16 protein-coding genes are annotated in these 19,852 nt (G+C 71.9%); 8 read left to right on the top strand and 8 right to left on the bottom strand.

The genetic code is table 11. The features are described 5' to 3' along the window. Nucleotides 1-755 (bottom strand): serine/threonine-protein kinase (locus IPZ69_RS37110; RefSeq protein ID WP_235459113.1); only part of this gene is annotated, 755 nt, incomplete at its 3' end. 234 nt (nt 756-989) lie between these two features. On the opposite strand from IPZ69_RS37110, the gene IPZ69_RS37115 reads away from it, so the two are divergent. Then, complete coding sequence (locus IPZ69_RS37115; RefSeq protein ID WP_235459114.1) at nt 990-1,718, top strand: LPXTG cell wall anchor domain-containing protein; 729 nt, start codon at nt 990-992, stop codon at nt 1,716-1,718. A gap of 69 nt (nt 1,719-1,787) precedes the next feature. Here IPZ69_RS37115 and IPZ69_RS37120 read toward each other — a convergent pair whose 3' ends face one another. Continuing rightward, nucleotides 1,788-2,408, bottom strand: a complete 621-nt coding sequence (locus IPZ69_RS37120) for a biotin transporter BioY (RefSeq protein WP_235459115.1) — start codon at nt 2,406-2,408, stop codon at nt 1,788-1,790. A gap of 409 nt (nt 2,409-2,817) precedes the next feature. On the opposite strand from IPZ69_RS37120, the gene IPZ69_RS37125 reads away from it, so the two are divergent. After that, on the top strand, nt 2,818-4,209 hold the full coding sequence (locus IPZ69_RS37125; RefSeq protein ID WP_235459116.1) for an amino acid permease: 1,392 nt from the start codon (nt 2,818-2,820) through the stop codon (nt 4,207-4,209). A 109-nt stretch (nt 4,210-4,318) separates the two neighbouring features. Then, on the top strand, nt 4,319-4,960 hold the full coding sequence (locus IPZ69_RS37130; RefSeq protein ID WP_235459117.1) for a superoxide dismutase: 642 nt from the start codon (nt 4,319-4,321) through the stop codon (nt 4,958-4,960). Between the two features lie 124 nt (nt 4,961-5,084). Here IPZ69_RS37130 and IPZ69_RS37135 read toward each other — a convergent pair whose 3' ends face one another. Next, entirely contained in the window at nt 5,085-5,696 is a 612-nt protein-coding gene (locus IPZ69_RS37135; RefSeq protein WP_235459118.1) for a histidine phosphatase family protein, read from the bottom strand. Beyond that, entirely contained in the window at nt 5,693-7,138 is a 1,446-nt protein-coding gene (locus IPZ69_RS37140) for an FGGY-family carbohydrate kinase (protein WP_235459119.1), read from the bottom strand. The genes IPZ69_RS37135 and IPZ69_RS37140 overlap by 4 nt, the downstream gene beginning before the upstream one ends. A 215-nt stretch (nt 7,139-7,353) precedes the next feature. Here IPZ69_RS37140 and IPZ69_RS37145 point away from each other — a divergent pair, with 215 nt between their 5' ends. Beyond that, nucleotides 7,354-8,382 (top strand): 2-hydroxyacid dehydrogenase, encoded by a 1,029-nt coding sequence (locus IPZ69_RS37145; protein ID WP_235459120.1) that lies wholly within the window; start codon nt 7,354-7,356, stop codon nt 8,380-8,382. A 221-nt stretch (nt 8,383-8,603) separates the two neighbouring features. Then, nucleotides 8,604-10,031, top strand: a complete 1,428-nt coding sequence (locus tag IPZ69_RS37150; protein ID WP_235459121.1) for an FGGY-family carbohydrate kinase — start codon at nt 8,604-8,606, stop codon at nt 10,029-10,031. Between the two features lie 58 nt (nt 10,032-10,089). On the opposite strand, the gene IPZ69_RS37155 is transcribed toward IPZ69_RS37150, so the two are convergent. Then, complete coding sequence (locus tag IPZ69_RS37155) at nt 10,090-10,749, bottom strand: DsbA family protein (RefSeq protein WP_235459122.1); 660 nt, start codon at nt 10,747-10,749, stop codon at nt 10,090-10,092. A 149-nt stretch (nt 10,750-10,898) separates the two neighbouring features. Here IPZ69_RS37155 and pepN point away from each other — a divergent pair, with 149 nt between their 5' ends. The 3 genes from pepN to IPZ69_RS37170 all read left to right on the top strand — a co-directional run bounded on the left by pepN (nt 10,899) and on the right by IPZ69_RS37170 (nt 15,360). Next, the gene (pepN, locus tag IPZ69_RS37160) at nt 10,899-13,493 is read left to right on the top strand and encodes an aminopeptidase N (protein ID WP_235459123.1); all 2,595 of its coding nucleotides are present in this window, start codon (nt 10,899-10,901) and stop codon (nt 13,491-13,493) included. Nucleotides 13,494-13,671: 178 nt separating this feature from the next. Further along, entirely contained in the window at nt 13,672-14,709 is a 1,038-nt protein-coding gene (locus tag IPZ69_RS37165; protein ID WP_235459124.1) for a hypothetical protein, read from the top strand. A 114-nt stretch (nt 14,710-14,823) separates the two neighbouring features. Beyond that, on the top strand, nt 14,824-15,360 hold the full coding sequence (locus IPZ69_RS37170; RefSeq protein ID WP_235459125.1) for a GNAT family N-acetyltransferase: 537 nt from the start codon (nt 14,824-14,826) through the stop codon (nt 15,358-15,360). On the opposite strand, the gene IPZ69_RS37175 is transcribed toward IPZ69_RS37170, so the two are convergent. The 3 genes from IPZ69_RS37175 to IPZ69_RS37185 all read right to left on the bottom strand — a co-directional run bounded on the left by IPZ69_RS37175 (nt 15,357) and on the right by IPZ69_RS37185 (nt 19,834). Continuing rightward, a complete protein-coding gene (locus tag IPZ69_RS37175; protein WP_235459137.1) occupies nt 15,357-16,625 on the bottom strand; it encodes a glycosyltransferase in 1,269 nt (422 codons plus the stop codon). The genes IPZ69_RS37170 and IPZ69_RS37175 overlap by 4 nt on opposite strands. A 192-nt stretch (nt 16,626-16,817) precedes the next feature. Further along, nucleotides 16,818-17,969, bottom strand: coding sequence for a serine hydrolase domain-containing protein (locus tag IPZ69_RS37180; protein ID WP_235459126.1), 1,152 nt, complete (start codon nt 17,967-17,969; stop codon nt 16,818-16,820). A 95-nt stretch (nt 17,970-18,064) separates the two neighbouring features. Then, the gene (locus IPZ69_RS37185; RefSeq protein WP_235459127.1) at nt 18,065-19,834 is read right to left on the bottom strand and encodes a TIGR03767 family metallophosphoesterase; all 1,770 of its coding nucleotides are present in this window, start codon (nt 19,832-19,834) and stop codon (nt 18,065-18,067) included. Nucleotides 19,835-19,852: the final 18 nt, after the last annotated feature.

The following is a 19,852-nucleotide window of genomic DNA, read 5'->3' on the forward strand; positions in this document are numbered from 1 at the left end:
GGTGCCGGGTGGGCGATCGGGTGGAGGGCCGCTTCGATCTCCGTCAGGTGGGGGCGGACCGTCGGTTCCTTCTCCAGGAGGGCCGCCAGGATCGGGCGCAACGGGCCCGCTGCCGACGGGAGTTCGGGCTCCTCGTACAGCACGGCGTGCAGGGTCGCCAGTGTCGTGTCGCGGGAGAAGGGAGAACGGCCGCCGAGTGCCGCGCACAGCGTCGCGCCCAGGGACCAGACGTCCGAAGGCGAGCCCTGCGGGCGGCCGGAGATCCGCTCGGGGGCCATGTAGTCGGGGGACCCGACGAGCATCCCCACCATGGTGAGCGCCTTGGCGTCCTGGATGGCCGCGATGCCGAAGTCCGTCAGCACCACCCGCCGGCCGCCGCTCTCCACCAGCACGTTCCCCGGTTTGATGTCCCGGTGCAGCACTCCCCCGGCATGAACCTGCCGCAGCGCCGCCACCAGCCCCAGCCCGATCCGCGCCGTCTCGCGCGGCCCCAGCGGCCCCTCCTCGACCATGACGCGTTCCAGCGAGCGGCCGACGACCAACTCCATGACGATCCACAGGCGCTCGCCCTCGTCGACGACGTCATAGACGCGGACGACATTGGGGTGGTCGATCCGGGCCGTGGCCCGCGCCTCGCGCAGTGTGCGTTCACGGCGGGTGCGGGTGTCCTCCGCGTCGAGCCCGTCGATACGCATTTCCTTGACGGCGACCTGCCGGTCGAGCATTTCGTCGGCGGCCCGCCACACACGTCCCATTCCCCCCTGGCCGATACTTTCGACCAGCCGGTACCGCCCCGTCACCAGTAACCCCGGAACACCGCCGTTCCGCACATTCCCCGGCAATCCGCCGCACCCCCCTCAACGACCGCCTCTGCAGAAACACAATGGTCACACTTCGAGCCGTACCAGCATAGTGCGGAGAAATCTTGTGGTACCTCTTCAAGTACTGCGAATTCAGGCGCAGTCCAGGGGGTTGCAAGGGGGACGAACATGAGTTCTCGTCGTTTGACGGTCGTCGCGGGATCGCTGGTCACGGCATCTTTCTCCGCCGTGATGATCCTCCCGCTCACGGCCGTCGCCGATGACCAGGGACCGGGAAGCAGCAAGGGGGGAAAGGCAGTTGACGAGGCACCGGCGGGCGTGAAGCTCAGCACGCTGCTGCCCGAGAAGATCTCGGTCGACAACAGTTCGCAAAAGACTGCGATTACCGCAACCGTAAAGAACGGGGGAAGCAAGAACAGCGGCGACATCAGGCTTTTGGTGGTCGGCTTCGACGGCTTGAAGGTCAACAGCGTTCAGGGCTGCGACGCACTCGCGAAAAAGGACCTGCCGGAAGGTTCGAACAGCGGTTTCAGTTGCCCGGTCGGTGATCTCGCGGCCGGCAAGTCGACGTCGTACGACATCGACGCCACCTTCGATCTGGGCAAGACCGGGAAGATCTGCCTGCCGGTGCAGACCGCGGACGGCAAGAAGACCTTCTGGCAGCAGGGCCCGGTGCCGTTCGGTACGACGAACCCGTCGCCGAACGCCCCGGCCACCCCGCTGCTGCTCGGTACCGACAACAAGCCCGTGGCCCCGGGCGGCGACCAGCTGCCCAAGACCGGCGTGGGCCGTGACGTACTGCCGCTCGGTGCGGCCGGTGCCGCGCTGGTCGCGGCCGGCGCGGCCGGGCTGTGGTGGTCGCAGCGCCGCCCGGCCGAGGTACGACAGCGGGGCTGAACGCGAAAGAGGCTCGCCGGAGTGAGTCGCGGTGCGACCCGGCGAGCCTCTTCCGTGAGGACTGTGGCGTCAGCGCTTGTTGACGAAGCGCCAGGCGGCGGGCAGCAGGCCCATCGCCAGCGCGGCCTTGAGGGCGTCGCCGATCAGGAACGGGGTGAGGCCGTTCGCGATGGCGCTGGAGGCGGAGATGTCGGCGGCGTAGGCCAGGTACGGGACGCCGACGGCGTAGATGATGGCCTCGCCGAGCAGCATCGCGCCCGCCATGCGCAGCATGGAGCGGTCGGCACCGCGACGGGCCAGCGCACCCACGACGGTCGAGGCGAGGATCATGCCGAGGATGTAGCCGAAGGACACGGCGGCCGAGCCGGAGGTGCCGCCCGCGAACCACGGCACACCGACGACGCCCGCGACCGCGTACAGCGCGAGGGAGAGGAAGCCGCGGCCGGCGCCCAGGGACGTGCCGACGAGCAGGGCGGCGAAGGTCTGGCCGGTCACCGGCACCGGGGAGCCGGGCACCGGGACGGAGATCTGGGCCGCGAGGCCGGTGAGCACGGCACCGCCGACCACGAGGGCGACGTCCCGCACGCGCGTGGGGGCACCGCCCTGCTCGAGCGAAGCCGAGAGCTTGGGGGACGGCAGGAGATCGGCGAGTACTGCGCCGGGGCGGACGGCGGCGGTGGCGGTGCTCATGAGGACTCCGCTGGTGAGGGCACGTTGGGACACGGCGACGCTATCCCAGGGCGCTGGAGTCGATCACCGTCAGCGCTCGACAAAGGGTGGGACACGGGCTTGGTGGGCTCCTGACAAAGGATGCCGGTTACACCGGGTACGACGTGACCCCGATCACTGAGGTGAGGACGCATCGCTCACGCGCGCGGCCGTCGACGGGGTTGTGCATTCCCGCCAAAGGGAGCACATAGGGAGCAGAGAAAGGGGACAGGGCGGCGCCTGGCGCCGCCCACCCAGGTGCGGCGTAACAGCGCGTTCACCCTGCGTACAGTCGGTGTCCGGATAGTGGGCGGCTCCCTCGTGTGAGCGGACGGGCCGCCCAGACTGTGGGCGTTTTGCCCGCTCTTTTGCATCTGGACGAGTCGCGCACATGCCCAGCACCACCACACAGACGCCACCGCAGCAGCAGGACGGCGCCGCCCTCTCCCACGGTCTCAAGCAGCGCCACCTGTCGATGATCGCCCTCGGCGGTGTGATCGGCGCGGGCCTGTTCGTCGGCTCCGGCGCGGGAATCGCCGCGGCCGGTCCGTCGATCGTGATCGCGTACGCCGTCTCCGGCCTCCTGGTGATGCTGGTGATGCGGATGCTCGGCGAGATGTCCGCCGCCTATCCGTCCTCGGGCTCCTTCTCGGCGCACGCCGAGCGGGCGATGGGTCCCTGGGCGGGCTTCACCGCGGGCTGGTCGTTCTGGGTCCTGCTCTGCACGGCCGTGGGCCTGGAGGGCATCGGCGCGGCGCACATCGTCACGGGCTGGCTGCCCGGCACGCCCGAGTGGGCCTGGGTGGCGCTGTTCATGGTCGTGTTCTGCGGCGCGAACCTCGCGGCCGTGAAGAACTTCGGCGAGTTCGAGTTCTGGTTCGCCGCGCTGAAGGTCGGCGCGATCTCCCTGTTCCTGATCCTGGGCGTGCTGGCCGTCGCCGGCGTCCTGCCCGGCACGGACTCCCCGGGCGTCTCGAACCTCACCGGCCAGGGAGGCTTCCTGCCGAACGGCAGCGAGGGTCTGGTCATCGGCCTGCTGGCCTCGGTCTTCGCCTACGGCGGCCTGGAGACGGTCACCATCGCGGCGGCGGAGTCGGAGAACCCGGTCAAGGGTGTGGCGAGCGCGGTGCGCACCGCCATGTGGCGGATCGCCCTGTTCTACATCGGCTCGATGGCGGTCATCGTCACGCTGGTCCCGTGGGACGCCGAGTCGGTCGTGACGGACGGCCCGTACGTCGCTGCCCTGAAGGAGATCGGCATCCCCGGCGCCGACCAGCTGATGAACGTGGTCATCCTGGTCGCCCTGCTCTCCGCGATGAACGCCAACATCTACGGCTCCTCGCGCATCGCCTACTCGCTGGTGGAGCGCGGCCAGGGCCCGAAGCCGCTGGCGAAGGTCTCCGGCGGGGTCCCGCGCGTCGCCGTCCTCACCTCCTGCGTGCTGGGCTTCGTCTGCGTGGTGCTCAGCTACTGGCGGCCGGACGACGTCTTCAAGTGGCTGCTGAACATGATCGGCGCGGTGATCCTGGTCGTCTGGGTCTTCATCGCGGTCTCCCAGCTGCTGCTGCGCCGCCGCATCGAGCGGGAGGCGCCCGAGAACCTGGTCGTCCGGATGTGGGCGTTTCCGGTGCTGACCTGGGTGGCGCTGGCCGGCATGGCGGCGATCTTCGTACTCATGGCCCGGGAGCCGGACACGCGGACGCAGCTGTACTCGACCGGCGCGATGACGCTGCTCCTCGCGGTCGCGGGCTACGTCCGGCAGCGGGTGCGCGCCAGGTCCTGACCTCGCCACAGCCTCCCGAAAGGCCCTCGCGGTGCATCTGCGGGGGCCTTTTTGTTGCTAGCGTGTAGTTGCAAGCTCTTTGCAATAAGAGGTTCGGAGGGGACCACCCATGCCCGTCTACACGCTGCCTGAACTCCCGTACGACTATGCCGCGCTGGCTCCCGTGATCAGCCCCGAGATCATCGAGCTGCACCACGACAAGCACCACGCGGCCTATGTGAAGGGCGCGAACGACACGCTGGAGCAGCTCGCCGAGGCACGGGACAAGGAGGCGTGGGGCTCGGTCAACGGTCTGGAGAAGAACCTGGCCTTCCATCTCTCCGGCCACATCCTGCACTCGATCCACTGGCACAACATGACCGGCGACGGCGGCGGCGAGCCCCTCGCGCGGGACGGTGTGGGCGAGTTGGCGGACGCGATCGCCGAGTCCTTCGGCTCCTTCGCCGCGTTCAGGACCCAGCTGTCCAAGGCGGCGGCCACCACCCAGGGTTCCGGCTGGGGCGTGCTGGCGTACGAGCCGCTCAGCGGGCGCCTGATCGTCGAGCAGGTCTATGACCACCAGGGCAACGTGGGCCAGGGTTCGACCCCGATCCTGGTCTTCGACGCCTGGGAGCACGCCTTCTACCTGCAGTACAGGAACCAGAAGGCGGACTTCGTCGAGGCGATGTGGCAGGTCGTGAACTGGCAGGACGTGGCGCGCCGTTACGCGGCCGCCCGGTCCCGCGCGGACGTCCTGCTGCTGACGCCCTGACGCCCCGACGGACAGGGAGACGTCCTGCCTCGTGATCGTCTTCTCACCCTTCACGCAGGCAGGCGGATGAGGAAGCCCCCGCGAGAACCTGACTCGCGGGGGCTTTCCCGTCGTCCCGGTCCTGCTACGGCGCGCAGGGCACGTTGAGTGACAGCAGGCCGGCCGAGGAGCCGTCCAGTCGGAGTTCGCTGACCGCCGCGTTGCGCAGCCGCGGAAAGACCCGGCGGTACTCGGCCAGCGGGATGCCCAGCAGCGAGCAGAGCACCAGCCGCAGCAGGGTGTTGTGGGCGACGACGAGGACGCGTCCGCCGGGGTGCGCGGCGGCGACGCGGTGCAGGGCGGCGGCGCCCCGCGCGGCCGCGGCGCGCGGGTCCTCGGCGCCGGGGAAGGCGTGGGCCACCGGGTCGTCGCGGAAGGCCCGCGCCGCCCGCGGATCCTCGGCGGCGAGCTCGGCGAGGGTCCGGCCCTCCATCCCGCCGAAATCGCATTCGCGCAGGTCGGCGTCGCGGTGCGGGGTGAGACCGAGGGCGCGGCAGGCGGGCTCGGCGGTGGCGATCGCCCGGGAGACCGTGGACGTCCACACCGCGTCGACGGGATGCGCGGCGGCCCACCGGCCCAGCGCCTCGGCCTGTTCCCGCCCGACGTCGGTGAGGGCGACGTCGCTCACCCCGGCGTAGCGGTTCTCGGCGTGCCAGACGGTCTGGCCGTGGCGGGCGAGGAGGAGTGCGGCGCTCATGACTGAGAAGTATCCGGGTCGAGCCGGCCGCGACCGTGCGCCGCGACCGGCGCGGGCAGCCAGCCCCGCGCTTCCAGGGCGTCCAGGAGGCGGGCGTACGGCTCGGCGAAGCGGGCCGTACGGTCGGGGCGCGGCTCGACGACCGTACGGATGCGGACCATGCGGTCGGTGACGTCGGCGAGGGCGGGAGCCGCGCCCGTCGCGAGGGCCGCCAACGCGGCCATGCCCAGGGCGGGTTCGGTCTGTTCGGGCACGCGGGCCGGGCGGCCCAGGACGTCGGCGCGCAGCTGGTTCCAGTAGGCGCTGCGGGCGCCCCCGCCGGTGAAGGCGAGCGGGCCGGTCAGCGGGGCGCCGAGAGAGTGCAGGTAGTCCAGGCAGAGGCGTTCGGTCAGCGCCACCCCCTGGAGGAGCGCGGCCCAGTGGTCGGCGTCCGACACGGGCTCGCCCAGCAGGAGCGGGGTGGCGTCGGGGGCCCGGAAGGGAAAGCGTTCCCCCGGCGACACCAACGGGTAGGCGAGCGCGTTCGACGGCTCGTAGGCGGCGGCCCCGGCGTCCAGCGCGGCGGGATCGGCGTCCGGGAAGCGGGCCCCCAGGGCTCCGGCACCGACGCTCGACGCGCCACCGGGCAGCCAGCTCCCGTCCGGGGCACGGTGGTTGTAGACCACGCCGGTGTCGTCTCGGACGGGCACGGCACAGGCCCCCTTGAGCACCAGCGTCGTCCCGAGCACCGAGTTCCAGGCCCCCTCCCGCAGCGCCCCGGAGGCGATCTGCGCCGCGCAGCCGTCGGTCATGCCGGCGATCACGGGGGTGCCGGCGGGGATGCCGGTGGCCTCGGCGGCGGACGGGGTGACCTCGCCGAGCGCGGTGCCGGGACGGACGACGTCGGGCAGCAGGTCCGGCGGAACGCCCGTGCCCTCGGGCCAGGCGTCGCGCTCCACGTCGTACGCCGTCTTGAGGGCATGGCTGGAATCGGTGGGCACCCCGTGCCCGACGAGGCGCGCGGTGATCACGTCGGGCTGATGGGTCACCCGTCCGGGGCCGTACGCGTCGATGAGCCACCGTGCCTTCGGCAGCGCCCACGTGTCCTGCACCGCCACCCCCGCCTCGCGCAGCCGTGCCGCCTCCCGCGCCGCCCGCCCGTCGTCGTACATGAGCCCGGGGCTCAGCGGCCGCCCGGCCGGGTCCGTCAGGAGTACGGTCCCGGAGGTCCCGCAGACCGCGACACCCCGGACCCCGTGCCCGCCTTTCAGCGCGGCGCGGGCGGCCAGGCACACCGCCTCCCACCACCGCCCCGGATCCTGCTCGTGCCGCACCCCCTCGCGCCGACCGCTCAGCGGGGCCGAACCGCTGCCCAGAACCCGGCCGTCAACGGTCACCAGCAGCGCGCGAACGCCCTGCGTCCCCAGGTCGATTCCCAGCCAGGCCGCGCCCTCGGACACCATCCCCGAACCTCCCGTCCATCCGTCCCCCGACCTCCCGCTATCCCACGAACCGAACCATGAACTTCCCACTCGTCCCCGAGTTTTCTCCCCCCACGAGGGATTGACGCCCCAACCCGGCCGTTACACCCTCTGTCAACGAATCGATCCGACCTGTTGCCCCCGACCGGCCCGACCACTCGCCCAAGTCCTCAACGCCGAGACGGGAGACCCCTGCGATGACCTCCGCCACCACCCTGCGCGTCCTGGCCGCCGGCGACCACTTCGTCCTGCCCTCGCTCATCCGGGCCGCCATCGCCCGCGAACTCGTCTGCGAGGTAGGAGAACTGACCCTCGACTGGCCCCTGACCCCCTTCGGCCCGGTCGCCGAGGTCGCGGAGGCGAGCGACGCCGAGGACGAGCTGATCGACGCGCTCGCCGACACGCAGGTGCTGGTCACCCAGATGGGCCCGGTCACCGAACGCGTCCTCGACGCCTGCCCCGAGCTGCGGCTGGTCGTCGTGTGCCGGGGCGGGCCGGTGAACGTCAACCTGGACGCGGCCAAGCGACACGACGTGCGGGTGTGTTTCGCGCCCGGCCGCAACGCGGCCGCCACCGCCGAGTTCACCGTCGGCCTGCTGCTCGCCGCCCTGCGCCGCATCCCGCAGGCCCATGACCTCCTTGCCGGGCAGGGCAGTTGGGCCGGGGCGGCCTACTACACGTACGAGCGCGCCGGTCTGGAGCTGGAGGACCTGCCGGTCGGACTGATCGGGTACGGGGCGGTGGGCGGCAGGGTCGCGCGGGTGCTGGGCGCGTTCGGGGCGCGGGTGATGGTGTACGACCCGTACGTGCACGGCGAGATCCACGGCCTGCGCGTGGCCTCCCTCGACGAACTCCTGCGCCGCTCCCGGGTGATCACCCTGCACGCCCGCCTCACCCCCGAGACCCGAGGCCTGATCGGCGCCCGCGAGCTGGCGCTGCTGCCGCCCGGCGCGGTCGTGGTGAACGCGGCCCGGGGCCCCCTGCTGGACGAGGAGGCACTGTGCGACGCGCTGGAGGCGGGCCACCTGTCGGCGGCGGCCCTGGACACCTACGCACAGGAGCCGCTGCCGTCCGACTCACGACTGCCGGGACTGGCCGACCGGGTGGTCCTCACCCCGCACCTCGGCGGCGCCAGCCGCGCGGTGGCGGAGAAGGCGGCACACATCGCGGCCGAGGAGGTGGCCCGCTGGACACGCGGCGAGCCCTTGGCGCACTGCCTCACGTGACAGCCGAACTACCTGAAACGGACGTAATGGAACGCATTGCCTGAAGCAACGGCGAGGGCCGTCCAAGGCCGCGCATGCCAACGCGCCGGCCGCGAGTGAGCCGCAGGGGCGCGCCGGTGTCGAGGCCGCGAGCGCGCGGAGGCCCGAAGGGCTGAGCACGATCGTGGTCTCGACACCGGCTCGGGCGCCCCGAAGGCGAACGAGCCACAAGAGGAGTCGGTATGTACGTCGGGATCGATGTGGGTACGTCCATGGTGAAGGCCGCCGCGTTCGATGCCGTCGGCCGGGAGCTGGCCGTCGAGGCCCGGCCGGTGGGGCTGGAGCTGCGGGACGGCCGGGTCGAGCAGGACATGGACGAGGTGTACGGCGCGGTCGTCACCGTGCTCGACGGGCTGAGCGCGCGGGTGCCGGGGCCGGTGGAGCTGGCCGGGCTCACCGGGCAGGGCGACGGGGTGTGGCTGGTCGACGCGAAGGGGCTTCCGGTGCGGGCGGCCGCCTCCTGGATGGACGGCCGGGCGGACGAACTGCTCGACCAGTGGCTGGCGGACGGCACCTTCGAGACGGTGTTCCGGCGCACCGGCAACGCCATGTTCCCGGGTTGCCCCGGCCCGCTGCTGTCCTGGCTCGACCGCCACGAGCCGGCGTCCCTGGACGCGGCGGCCGCGGCCGTCTTCTGCAAGGACATGGTCTTCCAGCGCCTGACCGGCGGGGCGCGGGCGACGACGGACGTGTCGGACGCATCGATGCCGTTCCTCGACCCGCGCACCCGGTCGTACGACAACGGTGTCGTAGAGCTGCTGGGCCTCGCCCACCGCCGGGGCCTGCTGCCGACGATCAGCGACCCGGTGGCGACCGGCCGGGCGCGCGGCGAGGGGCTGCCGGCGGGCACCCCGCTGGCGAACGGGCCGTACGACCTGCCCGCCTGCGCGCTGGGCGCCGGCGTCACGGCCCCCGGTGACGGTCTGCTGATCGTCGGCACCTGTCTGGCCGCCCTGGTGGCCACCACCGAGCTGGACCTGACCGGGGAGCCGGCCGGCCTGTACATCTCCACCGACCGCCCCGGCCACTGGCTGCGCGCCATGCCCGCGATGGTCGGCACGGCTGCCCTGGACTGGGTGCTGAGGACGACGGGCGTTCGGCACGAGGAGGTGGACGCCCTGCTGGCGCGGACCCCGCCGGGCGCTCACGGGGTGCGCGTACTGCCGTACTTCGCGCCCTCGGGCGAGCGCGCCCCCTTCGTGGAGCCCCGGCTGCGCGCCGAACTGACGGGTGTCTGTCTGGAGTCGACGCCGGCCGACCTGATCCGTGCGACCTGCGAGGGCATCGGCTACGCGGCCCGGCACTGTCTGGCGGCGGCCGGCCTGACCGGCACGCTCGCGGTGTGCGGCGGCGGCACCCGCAGTCCCGCCTGGACGCGTCTTCTCGCCGATGTCCTGGGCCGGCCGCTGCGGGTGGTCGAGGGCGAGGTGGGCGCGCGGGGCGCGGTGCTCGCGGCCGCCGAGCGGTACGGGGTGGCACTGGACACCGCGCCCTGGACCGAGCCGGCCACGGTCGTGGAGCCGGACCCGGAACGTGCGGCGTACTACACGAAGGGTTACGAGGAGCACCTCGAACGGCTGGCCCGGGCACGGACGCGGGCGCGGCACTGACCGGGCCCGGAGGGGGGAGGTCAGGGCCGCGCCCGCGCGGGTGCCTGGGCCGGGTGGCCTACAGGTTGCTGAAGTCCGGGCCCGCCGTCCGGCTGCGCTTGATCTCGTAGAAGCCGGGGACGGAGGCGACCGCGAGGGTGCCGTCCCACAGGCGGGCCGCGTCCTCGCCCTTGGGGGCGGGCGTGACGACCGGGCCGAAGAAGGCGATCTGCTCGCCGTCGGCGCCCGGGACCGCGATGACCGGCGTGCCGACGTCCTGGCCGACCTTCTCGATGCCCTCCTTGTGGGAGGCGCGCAGCTCGGCGTCGAACTCGAAGTTCTCCTGGTCGGCGTAGTCGATGAGGTCGGCGGGCAGGCCGACGTCGGCGAGCGCGCCGGCGACGGCCTCGACGGTCGGGCCCTCGCCGTTGTTGTGGATGCGGGTGCCCAGCGCGGTGTAGAGCGGGCCGAGGACGTCGTCGCCGTGCTTCTGCCAGGCGGCGGTCACCACGCGCACCGGCGCCCACGCGTCGGTGGTCATCAGCTGGCGGTACCCGTCGGGCAGCTCGTCGAGCTTCGGCTCGTTGAGCACCGCGAGGCTCATGATGTGCCAGCGGACTTCGATGTCGCGGACCTTCTCCACCTCCAGCACCCATCGGGAGGTCATCCAGGCCCAGGGGCACAGCGGGTCGAACCAGAAGTCGACGGGGGTCTTGCCACCGGTCGCGGTGTCGGACATGGCTCTCCTCAGGGGTGCGTGCTCGCGTTCGCGCAACATCGGCCACCCGCATCCCATTCCCTGCTGACCCGTGTCAGGGGCGCATGGCAGGATCGGTGCTGTTCCGCCGTATCCGAGATGTGTCCGACATGGTCAGAGGGAGTGCTTCAGTGCCCGGTGAGAATCTGTCCCGCGACGAGGCCCGGGAGCGGGCCGCCCTGCTGTCCGTCGACGGGTACGACGTGTCGCTCGACGTGCGGTCCGCCGTCGACGCGGGAGACGGTGAGCCGCGCACGTTCCGCTCGGTGACCACGATCCGGTTCCGCTGCAACGAGCCCGGCGCGTCGAGCTTCGCCGACCTGATCGCGTCGAGCGTGACCGCCGTGTCCCTCAACGGCAGGGATCTCGACCCGAGCGAGGTCTTCGACGGCACCCGGATCCAGCTGGAGGAGCTCGACGCCGAGAACGAGCTGGTGGTCGACGCCCAGTGCGGCTACTCCCGCACCGGCGAGGGCCTGCACCGCTTCGTCGACCCGGAGGACGGCGAGGTCTACCTCTACAGCCAGTACGAGCCGGCCGACGCGCGGCGTGTTTTCGCCAACTTCGAGCAGCCGGACCTCAAGGCCCCCTTCCGCTTCGAGGTGCGGGCGCCGGAGGGCTGGACGGTGTGGAGCAACGGGGTCGGCGAACGCGCCGACGGGGTCTGGCGGTTCGCCGAGACGAAGCCGATCTCGACGTACATCACCTGCGTGGTGGCGGGCCCGTACCACTATGTGACGGACTCCTACGAGCGGGTCTTCGAGGACGGCACGCGGCTGGAGATCCCCCTGGGCGCCATGTGCCGCAAGGGCCTGGCCCCGCACTTCGACACCGACGACGTCTTCCTGATCACCAAGCAGGGCCTGGACTTCTTCCACGACCACTTCGACTACCCGTACCCGTTCGGGAAGTACGACCAGGCGTTCGTGCCCGAGTACAACATGGGCGCGATGGAGAACCCGGGCCTGGTGACCTTCCGCGAGGAGTACATCTTCCGCGGCAAGGTGACGCAGGCGTCGTACGAGGCGCGGGCCAACGTCATCCTGCACGAGATGGCGCACATGTGGTTCGGCGACCTGGTCACCATGGAGTGGTGGGACGACCTGTGGCTCAAGGAGTCCTTCGCGGACTTCATGGGCACGTTCGGGAACGTCGGCGCGACCCGCTTCAAGGACGCCTGGGTCACCTTCGCCAACCGTCGCAAGGCCTGGGCGTACCGCGCGGACCAGCTGCCGTCCACGCATCCGATCACGGCGGACATCCGTGACCTGGAGGACGCCAAGCTGAACTTCGACGGCATCACCTACGCCAAGGGCGCCTCGGTGCTCAAGCAGCTGGTGGCGTACGTCGGCCAGGACGCGTTCCTGGAGGGCGCCCGGCGCTACTTCAAGCGCAACGCGTACGGCAACACGCGCCTCGGTGACCTGCTGTCGGTCCTGGAGGAGACCAGCGGCCGGGACATGGCGGCGTGGGCGCGGTCCTGGCTGCAGACGGCCGGGGTGAACTCGCTGACCCCGCAGGTGCTGCTGGACGCGGAGGGCCGGGTGGCCGAGCTGGCCGTGCTCCAGGAGGCTCCGGAGTCGCACCCCGAGCTGCGCCCGCACCGGATCGCTGTCGGCCTGTACCGCCGCACCCCGGCCGGGAGCCTGGAGCGGTACGCGCGCGTGGAGGCCGACGTCGAGGGCCCGCGGACGGTCGTGGCGGAGGCGGCCGGTGCCGAGGCGCCCGAGCTGGTCCTGGTCAACGACGACGACCTGACGTACTGCAAGGTCCGGCTCGACGAGACCTCGCTGACGACCCTGCGCGACCACCTGGGCGCGCTGACCGACCCGCTGGCCGGCGCCGTGTGCTGGTCCGCGCTGTGGAACATGACCCGCGACGCGCTGCTGCCGGCGCGGGACTTCATCGGCCTGGTGCTGCGCTTCGCCGGCCGCGAGTCCGACATCGGCGTGCTGCAGATGCTGCACGCCTGGGCGAACTCGGCGCTGGTCCACTACGTGGCGCCCGAGTGGCGGGCCACGGGCGAGCGGCAGTTGGCCGAGGGGGCCCTCGCCGAGCTGCGCGCGGCCGAGCCGGGCAGTGAGCACCAGCTGGCGTGGGCGCGCTTCTTCGCGACGGCGGCGTCCGCCGAGACGGACCTGAAGCTGCTCAAGGACCTGCTGGACGGCGCCACGAAGATCGACGGTCTGGAGGTGGACCAGGAGCTGCGCTGGGCGCTGCTGGAGCCGCTCGCCGCGCACGGGGTGGCGGACGAGTCGGTGCTGGCCGCGGAACTGGCCCGCGACGACACGGCCTCCGGCAAGCGCCACCAGGTCCGCTGTCTGGCCGCCCGCCCCTCGGAGGCGGTCAAGGCGCAGGCGTGGGCGCAGGTGGTGGAGTCGGACGCGCTGTCCAACGCCCTGGTGGAGGCGACGATCCTGGGCTTCGACCAGCCCTCGCAGCGGGAGCTGACGGCGCCGTTCGCGGAGAAGTACTTCGCGGCGATCGAGCGGGTGTGGCGGGAGCGGTCGATCCAGATCGGCATGGACGTGGTCCGGGGTCTGTTCCCGTCCTTCCAGGACTCGCCCCGGACGCTGGCGGCGACGGACGCGTGGCTCCAGTCGCACCAGGACGCGGCCCCCGCTCTGCGCCGGCTGGTGCTGGAGGCGAGGGACGACCTGGCACGGGCGTTGCGCGCACAGGCGTGCGACGCCGCAAGCTCTGGCCAGGAATTGGGCCGTCCGTGACCGTTACGGAATTCAGGCAATAACAGCCGTAACCCCTGGTCCGCACCTGAACGGACCAGGGGTTTTCCGTGCCTACTCGGCATCCGAACACCCGTCCTTTAGCACCGGCTTGTCCGCATTTTTCGACGAGCGTGTAACAGCGGTTAAAGGAGGGATCCGGCGCGGGAATCCCCAGGCCATGAACCACAACACCCCGCTCTCCCCCCGCCCCCTCCGTCACGTCACCGAGGTGCACCGCCGGGTGATGTCCGCCGCCCAGCTCCGCTCCCACGGCATCGCGGCCGCCGAACTGACCGAGCAGTGCCGCCCCGGCGGCCCCTGGCAGCAGCTCCTCCCCCACGTCGTGCTGCTCCACACCGGCCCGCCGACCGACGAGGAGCGCCTGCACGCCGCCCTGTTGTACGCGGCGCGCGAGTCGGCGCCCGGGGTCCCGTCCCAGCCGCGCCCCGACGAACCGCACCGCCCGGTCTACGCCGAGGCGGTGATCACGGGCATGGCGGCCCTGGCCCTGCACGGCTTCTCGTCCGCTCCCCCGCTCGCCTCCCTGGAGCGGATCGACGTCCTGGTCCCGCGGCTGCGCCGGCTGCGCACGACGGGCTACGTCCGCATCCTGCGCACCCCGTCCCTGCCCAACCCGCGGCAGATCTCCGGCCTCCCGGTGGCGCCGGTGCCCCGCGCCCTGGCGGACGCGGTGGCGGAACTGGCCGACGCGGGCGCGGTACGGCGGCTGCTGACCGAGGCGGTTCGCGCCGGGCACTGCGAACCGGCCGCGGTCGTACGGGAGTTGAACCAGGCCAAGCTGCTGAGCCGCCCGCACGTGGTGGACGCGGTGGACTCGCTGCTGGCGGAGGGCCGGGCGATCGCGGAGGACCGGCTGTACCGGATGGTGCGGGAGTACGGACTGCCGGACCCGGTCTGGAACGTGGACCTGCGCCTGCCCGGCGGCCCGCACCTCGGCGGCCTCGACGCCTACTGGCCGGACCAGGCGGTGGCGGTGGAACTCGACACCCGCGCCCCGCGCCAGGACGAGGACGCGCTCTGGTCGGAATACGCCCGCAAGCGCGAGCACCTGGAGCGCCTGGGCATCACGGTCGTCCACATCACCCCCCGAAAGCTCAGGGAGTCGATGGAGCAGCAGGCGGCGATCGTCCGTACGGCACTGATGGCGTCGGGCGACCGTGAGCCCGCCGCCTATGTCGTGGTGCTGCCTCGGTAGCGAACGACGGGGCAGCACAGCAGGAGGGGAGAGGAGGGGCCGCCGGGCCGCACACCCGGGGGCCCCTCCTCGCACGTGCGTGGGGAGGCCCCGGGACCTCGTTAGTGTGACTGGATGGGACTCGAGAGTGTGCGGCTTCAGCCCGTCGGTGAGGGTGATCTGGCTCTGCTGGAGCGGTTCTTGGTGGAGCCCGAGAGCGCGGGGCCGTTCCAGTGGTACGGGTGGTCGGATCCCCGGCGCTGGCGGCGGCGGTGGGCGGAGAACGGGCTGCTGACCGATGACGGCGGGCAGTTGATGGTGGCGAGCGGGGACGAGCGGCTCGGGTTCGTGGCGTGGCGGAGGATCGTCGTCCGCCCGGGCTCCTCCTGCTGGAACATGGGCATCCAGCTGCTGCCCCACGCCCAGGGACGCGGCATCGGCACGCGGGCCCAACGGCTGCTCGTCGAGTACCTGTTCGCGCACACCCCGGTCGTCCGGATCGAGGCCGACACGGAGGCGGAGAACATCGCCGAGCAGCGCGCCCTGGAGAAGGCCGGCTTCACCCGCGAGGGGATACGGCGCAGCATCGTCTTCCGCGACGGGCAGTGGCGGGACGGGGTCTGCTACAGCATCCTTCGCGACGATCTTCCGGCCGGTTCCGCCGGCCGCTAGCGGCCGGTGTCGCCCTCGGCCACCCCGAGGAGCGGAGCGGCGCCGCTCGTCTCCTGGCCGGCCAGGGGCTGCAGGAGGTCGTCCCGTACCTCGCCGACGTGCGAGGCGTGGACGCGGTCGAGGAGTGCGGCGTAGGCCGCGATCATGCGCGTACGGCTGAACCGCTCACGGCTGCGGGCCAGCACCGGCGCGAAGTCGGCGCGGCCGGCGACCGCGCTCGACCAGGCGAGGGCGATGGCGCCCGGGTCCGGCGGGGTGATGAAGCCGTGTCCGGCGACGATGGCCGCGCTGTCGCCGACGTCGGTGGTCACCGGGACGGCTCCGCACATCATGCCCTCGATGAGGCACAGCGGGGCCGCCTCGCCGGAGATCGAGGTGAGGGCGACGACGTCGGAACCGGCGTACACCGCCTCCATGTCCCGCCGTACGCCGAGCAGGTGCACGCGCCCGCGCAGCGCCTCCTCGTCGGCCCCGAACGCGACCGCGATGTCCGCCCAGAGCGCGGGGTTGTCGTCCGTCATCCCGGCCCCGCACATCACCACGTGCCCGCCGCCCTCGCGGGCCAGCCAGGCGCGGGCGGCGCGCAGGAAGAGGGAGACGTTCTTCATGGCGGCGTAGCGGGCGGCGAAGACCACCAAGGGCGCCGTCGCCGGAATCCCGAGCGAGGCCCGGAACGCGGCCCGCACCGCCGGGTCCGGACGGAAGCGCAGCAGGTCCACACCGTTGGGGATGACGTGGAGCAGCTCGCCGGGGATGCCGGCGGCCCGGTACGCGTCCCGGGTCGACTCGGCGCAGCACACGCAGGCGACGACCGTGCCGTCGGCGATGGCGGCCTTCAGCTCGTCCAGGGCGGGGCCCTGGTTCTCGGGGTCGGAGCGGTGCAGGCAGACCACGACCGGCCGGCGCGGGAGCCCGGCCTGGTTCAGCAGCGCGAGCGGCTGTTCCTTGAGGGAGAGGATCACGTCGGCCCCGGCCATGGCCCGAGCGGTTTCGGCCAGCTCGGGCCCGCTGAAAACAGACGCTGCCACGGAGCCGTCCACCAGCCCGGCGGTGCGGCCCAGCGAGGTGACCTCGACGCCACCCGCCGTGAGCGAGCGGTAACAGGCGTCGTCCTCCATCCGCTGCCGGGTGGCCTCCCGGTGCACCTCACCGTGGATGCTCAGCACCCGGTGACGCTGCTGGCCGCCCTCGGCGAGCCCCAGCACCGCGTCACTGTGAACGATCCGGGCTCCGCCGGAGAAGAAGCCCTCGTAGACCGAGAGCACACGCAGTCCGTGCCTCGCGCGCACACGACCACCCGCCTTGCACAAAATCGAGCCATCCCCCTGAACAGTGGGTTAGCCGATATGAGGCGGTACGGACATTTCGTACAGATGAACGGCGCGTCTCATGTCGAAGTCGCATCAATGACGCGACGTACGTCACACGACCGCGCCCCGCAGATCACTCGCCGCCGATCACTTGCCGCAGAACTCCGCCTCCGTCACCGCCGCCGTGTCGCCCACCCAGTCGCCGTTGAAGTTGAGGGCGAGGGAGTGGCTGCCGTCCGCTGTCGTCACCGCCGTGGAGGCGGAGCCGTGGATGCCGCCGTCGTGGCCCCAGACGTGGACCCCGCAGTTCAGGGTGGTGTCGATGAGGCCGAGGCCGTAGCCGGCGTTCGGGATCTGTGACTTCACCGTGGTCTTCATCTCCTTCAGCTGCCGCGGCGGGAGCAGCTTTCCGCCGAGCAGGGCGCTGTAGAAGCGGTCCAGGTCCGCGGAGTCCGAGATCATCTCGCCGGCCGAGGAGGCGATGGAGGGGTTGAGGGTCGTGACGTCGTACGTCGGGCCCGTCGCCGTCAGGGCGAGTTTGGAGTAGGCGCGGCTGCTGGGCCGCGGGACGGTGACCCGGGTGCCGGGCAGGGAGGTGGCCGTGAGGTGCAGCGGCCGGAGGATGCGGCGGGTGATCTCGTTGGCGTACGAGTGGCCGGTCACCTTCTCGATCACCATGCCGGCCAGGACGTAGTTGGTGTTGGAGTAGTTCCAGGACGTGCCCGGCGCGAAGTCCGGCTCGTGCTTCATGGCGATCGCCACCAGGTCGAGCGGGGTGACCGTGTCGTAGCGGTGCCGGAGGAAGCCGTCCTTCAGGAAGTACGTGCGGCCGAAGTCCTCGTCGGCCGTGTAGTTGAAGATGCCGCTGGTGTGGTTGAGGAGCCGGCGGACCGTGACGGTCCGGCCGTCGTGGCCGTTGCCGCGCACCACACCGGGCAGCCACCGGTCCACCGTGTCGTCGAGGGACAGCCGGCCCTCCGCCTCCAGTTGGAGCAGGACGGTGGAGACGAAGGTCTTGGTGATGCTGCCGACGCGGTAGCGGTCGGCCGTCGAACGCGGCTTGTCCGTGCCGGTGTCGCCCACGCCGGCCGTCGCGGACCAGGTGCCGTGGGCGTCCTCGGCGGTGGCGGTCACCCCGGGGACGCCGGCCCGGACCGCCGCCTGAATCGCGCGGCGGGCGGCGGCGTGGGTGTCGGTGGAGCGGGCGCCGGTGGCGGTGCCGGCCGCGAAGGCCGGGCCCGCCATGGCCGCCGCCAGGAGCAGGGCGGTGGCGCCCACCAGGGTCGTACGTGCACGCATGTCTTCCCCCAGACTGTGCCGTTCGGTTCGGTCGGGGGAAGTGACCGGGTGCGGGGGTGCGAAGGTTGCCCCGCTGTGGGCCGGTTGAGCGACTCTCAGCCCTTCTTCAGGACCAGCTCCGTGTTGCGGTCGTTCGCGTCGCCCGCGAGGCCCTTGTTGGCGCCGGGGGCGTTGAAGGACAGCTCGCGGTAGAGGGCCGCCAGGCCGGTCTGGGAGAGGTCGGAGAAGTCCGTGCGGTGGGGTGCGGCGGACTCGATGAGGGTCGTGAAGACCGAGAGCGTGCCGTCCTTGTTGTCCACCAGCTCGATCACGCGGGCCAGCTGGGGGTAGTCGACGTGCGAGGCGGTGGAGATCTCCCAGAAGGAGCGGCCCCCGGACGCGGCGTGCGGGGTGATCACGTTCTTGTGGATGTGCCCGTTCACCCAGGCCAGCACGTTGGTGTGGCTCGCGAGGAGGGAGACGACCTCGGCACCGTTGTGGCGGCGCTCGCCGGGGTGGGCCGGGTCGGGGCGGGTGTTGGTCATCGTCTTGCTGGTGTGGTGGCTGAAGACGACGACGTACGAGTCCTTGTTGTCCTTCAGCGTCCTGTCGAGCCACTTGAGCTGGGCGGTGCCGATGGAGCCCTCGTAGTGGCCGCCCGCGTCGGTGGTGTCGAGGCTGATGCCGATGACGTCGTCGGAGATGCGGAAGGCGTAGTACTGGGTGCCCGCGTCGAGGTTCGCGGAGGAGTAGCCGTGGCCGACCGGGCCGTGACCCTGGTAGGCCGGGTCCAGGTGGGCCTTGAGGTAGTCGGCGGCGGTGTACGGCGCCCGCTTCTCGTCCGGGGTGACCGAGCGCATGGACCGGGCGTGGGCCTTGAGGAAGTCCCGGTACTGCACGCCCTTGGGGTCCGTGGCGTTCTTGATGGCGTCCTGCAGCTTCTTGGCGTCGGCCGCGGACACGCTCATCAGCTTCTTGCCGCCGATGGCCGCCTGCGCGAGGTAGGGGTCGGCGTGGGAGCCGTAGCAGCCGAGGGGCAGGGCGTCGTGGTTGCCGACCGTCGAGTACCAGGGCAGCGTGAGGCCGGGGCTGCGGGCCTCGCGGACGGCGGCGGCCATGAAGCCCTGCACGTGCGGGAAGCCGAGCACCTTGTCGCCGTCGCGCAGGGTGGAGTCGGGCTGCCAGTACAGCTTGAGGCCGCTGTTCTGCACGCCCTCGTAGTGCCGCGGGTCACCGGAGTTGGGGGTGATGCGGCCCCCGCTCATGACCTTCATGAACCACTCCAGCTCGGAGTGGGCGTTGTTGTCGGTGTTGTCGCCGGTGGTCATCACGAAGTGCAGCGGGGAGCCGGTGACGGGGGCGCCCCGCAGCGCGTTGACCCGCTCGACGAGCGAGATGGCGCCCTGCACGGTCAGCGCCTCGTGCGGCCGCCAGGCGTGCTGGTCGGTGGAGCGCAGGAACTCCAGGCGCAGCGGGTGCTGGGTGTCCATCAGGTGCAGGTCGGTGAACTGCACGAACGCGGCGAGGGTGGCACGGCGGGCCGCGCGGCCGGTCTTGGGGGCGGCCAGCTCGCTGCGCACCACGCGCTTCCAGCCGGGGCCGTCGCCGAGGCGGCGGAAGCCGGAGGCGGTGCGCGGGGCGGCGACCGAGGCGACGGTGGTGCCTCTGGTGTACGGGGCGAGCGGGGCGGCCCAGGCCTTGCGGGAGGAGGCGACGGGGGCCTCGGAGGCGGCGGCGTGGGCCTCGGACGTGGTGGCGGCCTGGCTCTCGCTGGGCCGCAGGGCGTAACCGACGCCCGCGGAGACGGACACCGCTGTGGCGGCGGCGAGGACGGTACGGCGGTTGACCCCCAGAGCGGAGGTGGCGACAGAGCGTATGCGCGACATGGCGCGGTCTCCCCGAGT

The sequence above is a fragment of the Streptomyces olivochromogenes genome (assembly GCF_021538895.1).
Classification (GTDB): domain Bacteria; phylum Actinomycetota; class Actinomycetes; order Streptomycetales; family Streptomycetaceae; genus Streptomyces; species Streptomyces olivochromogenes_A.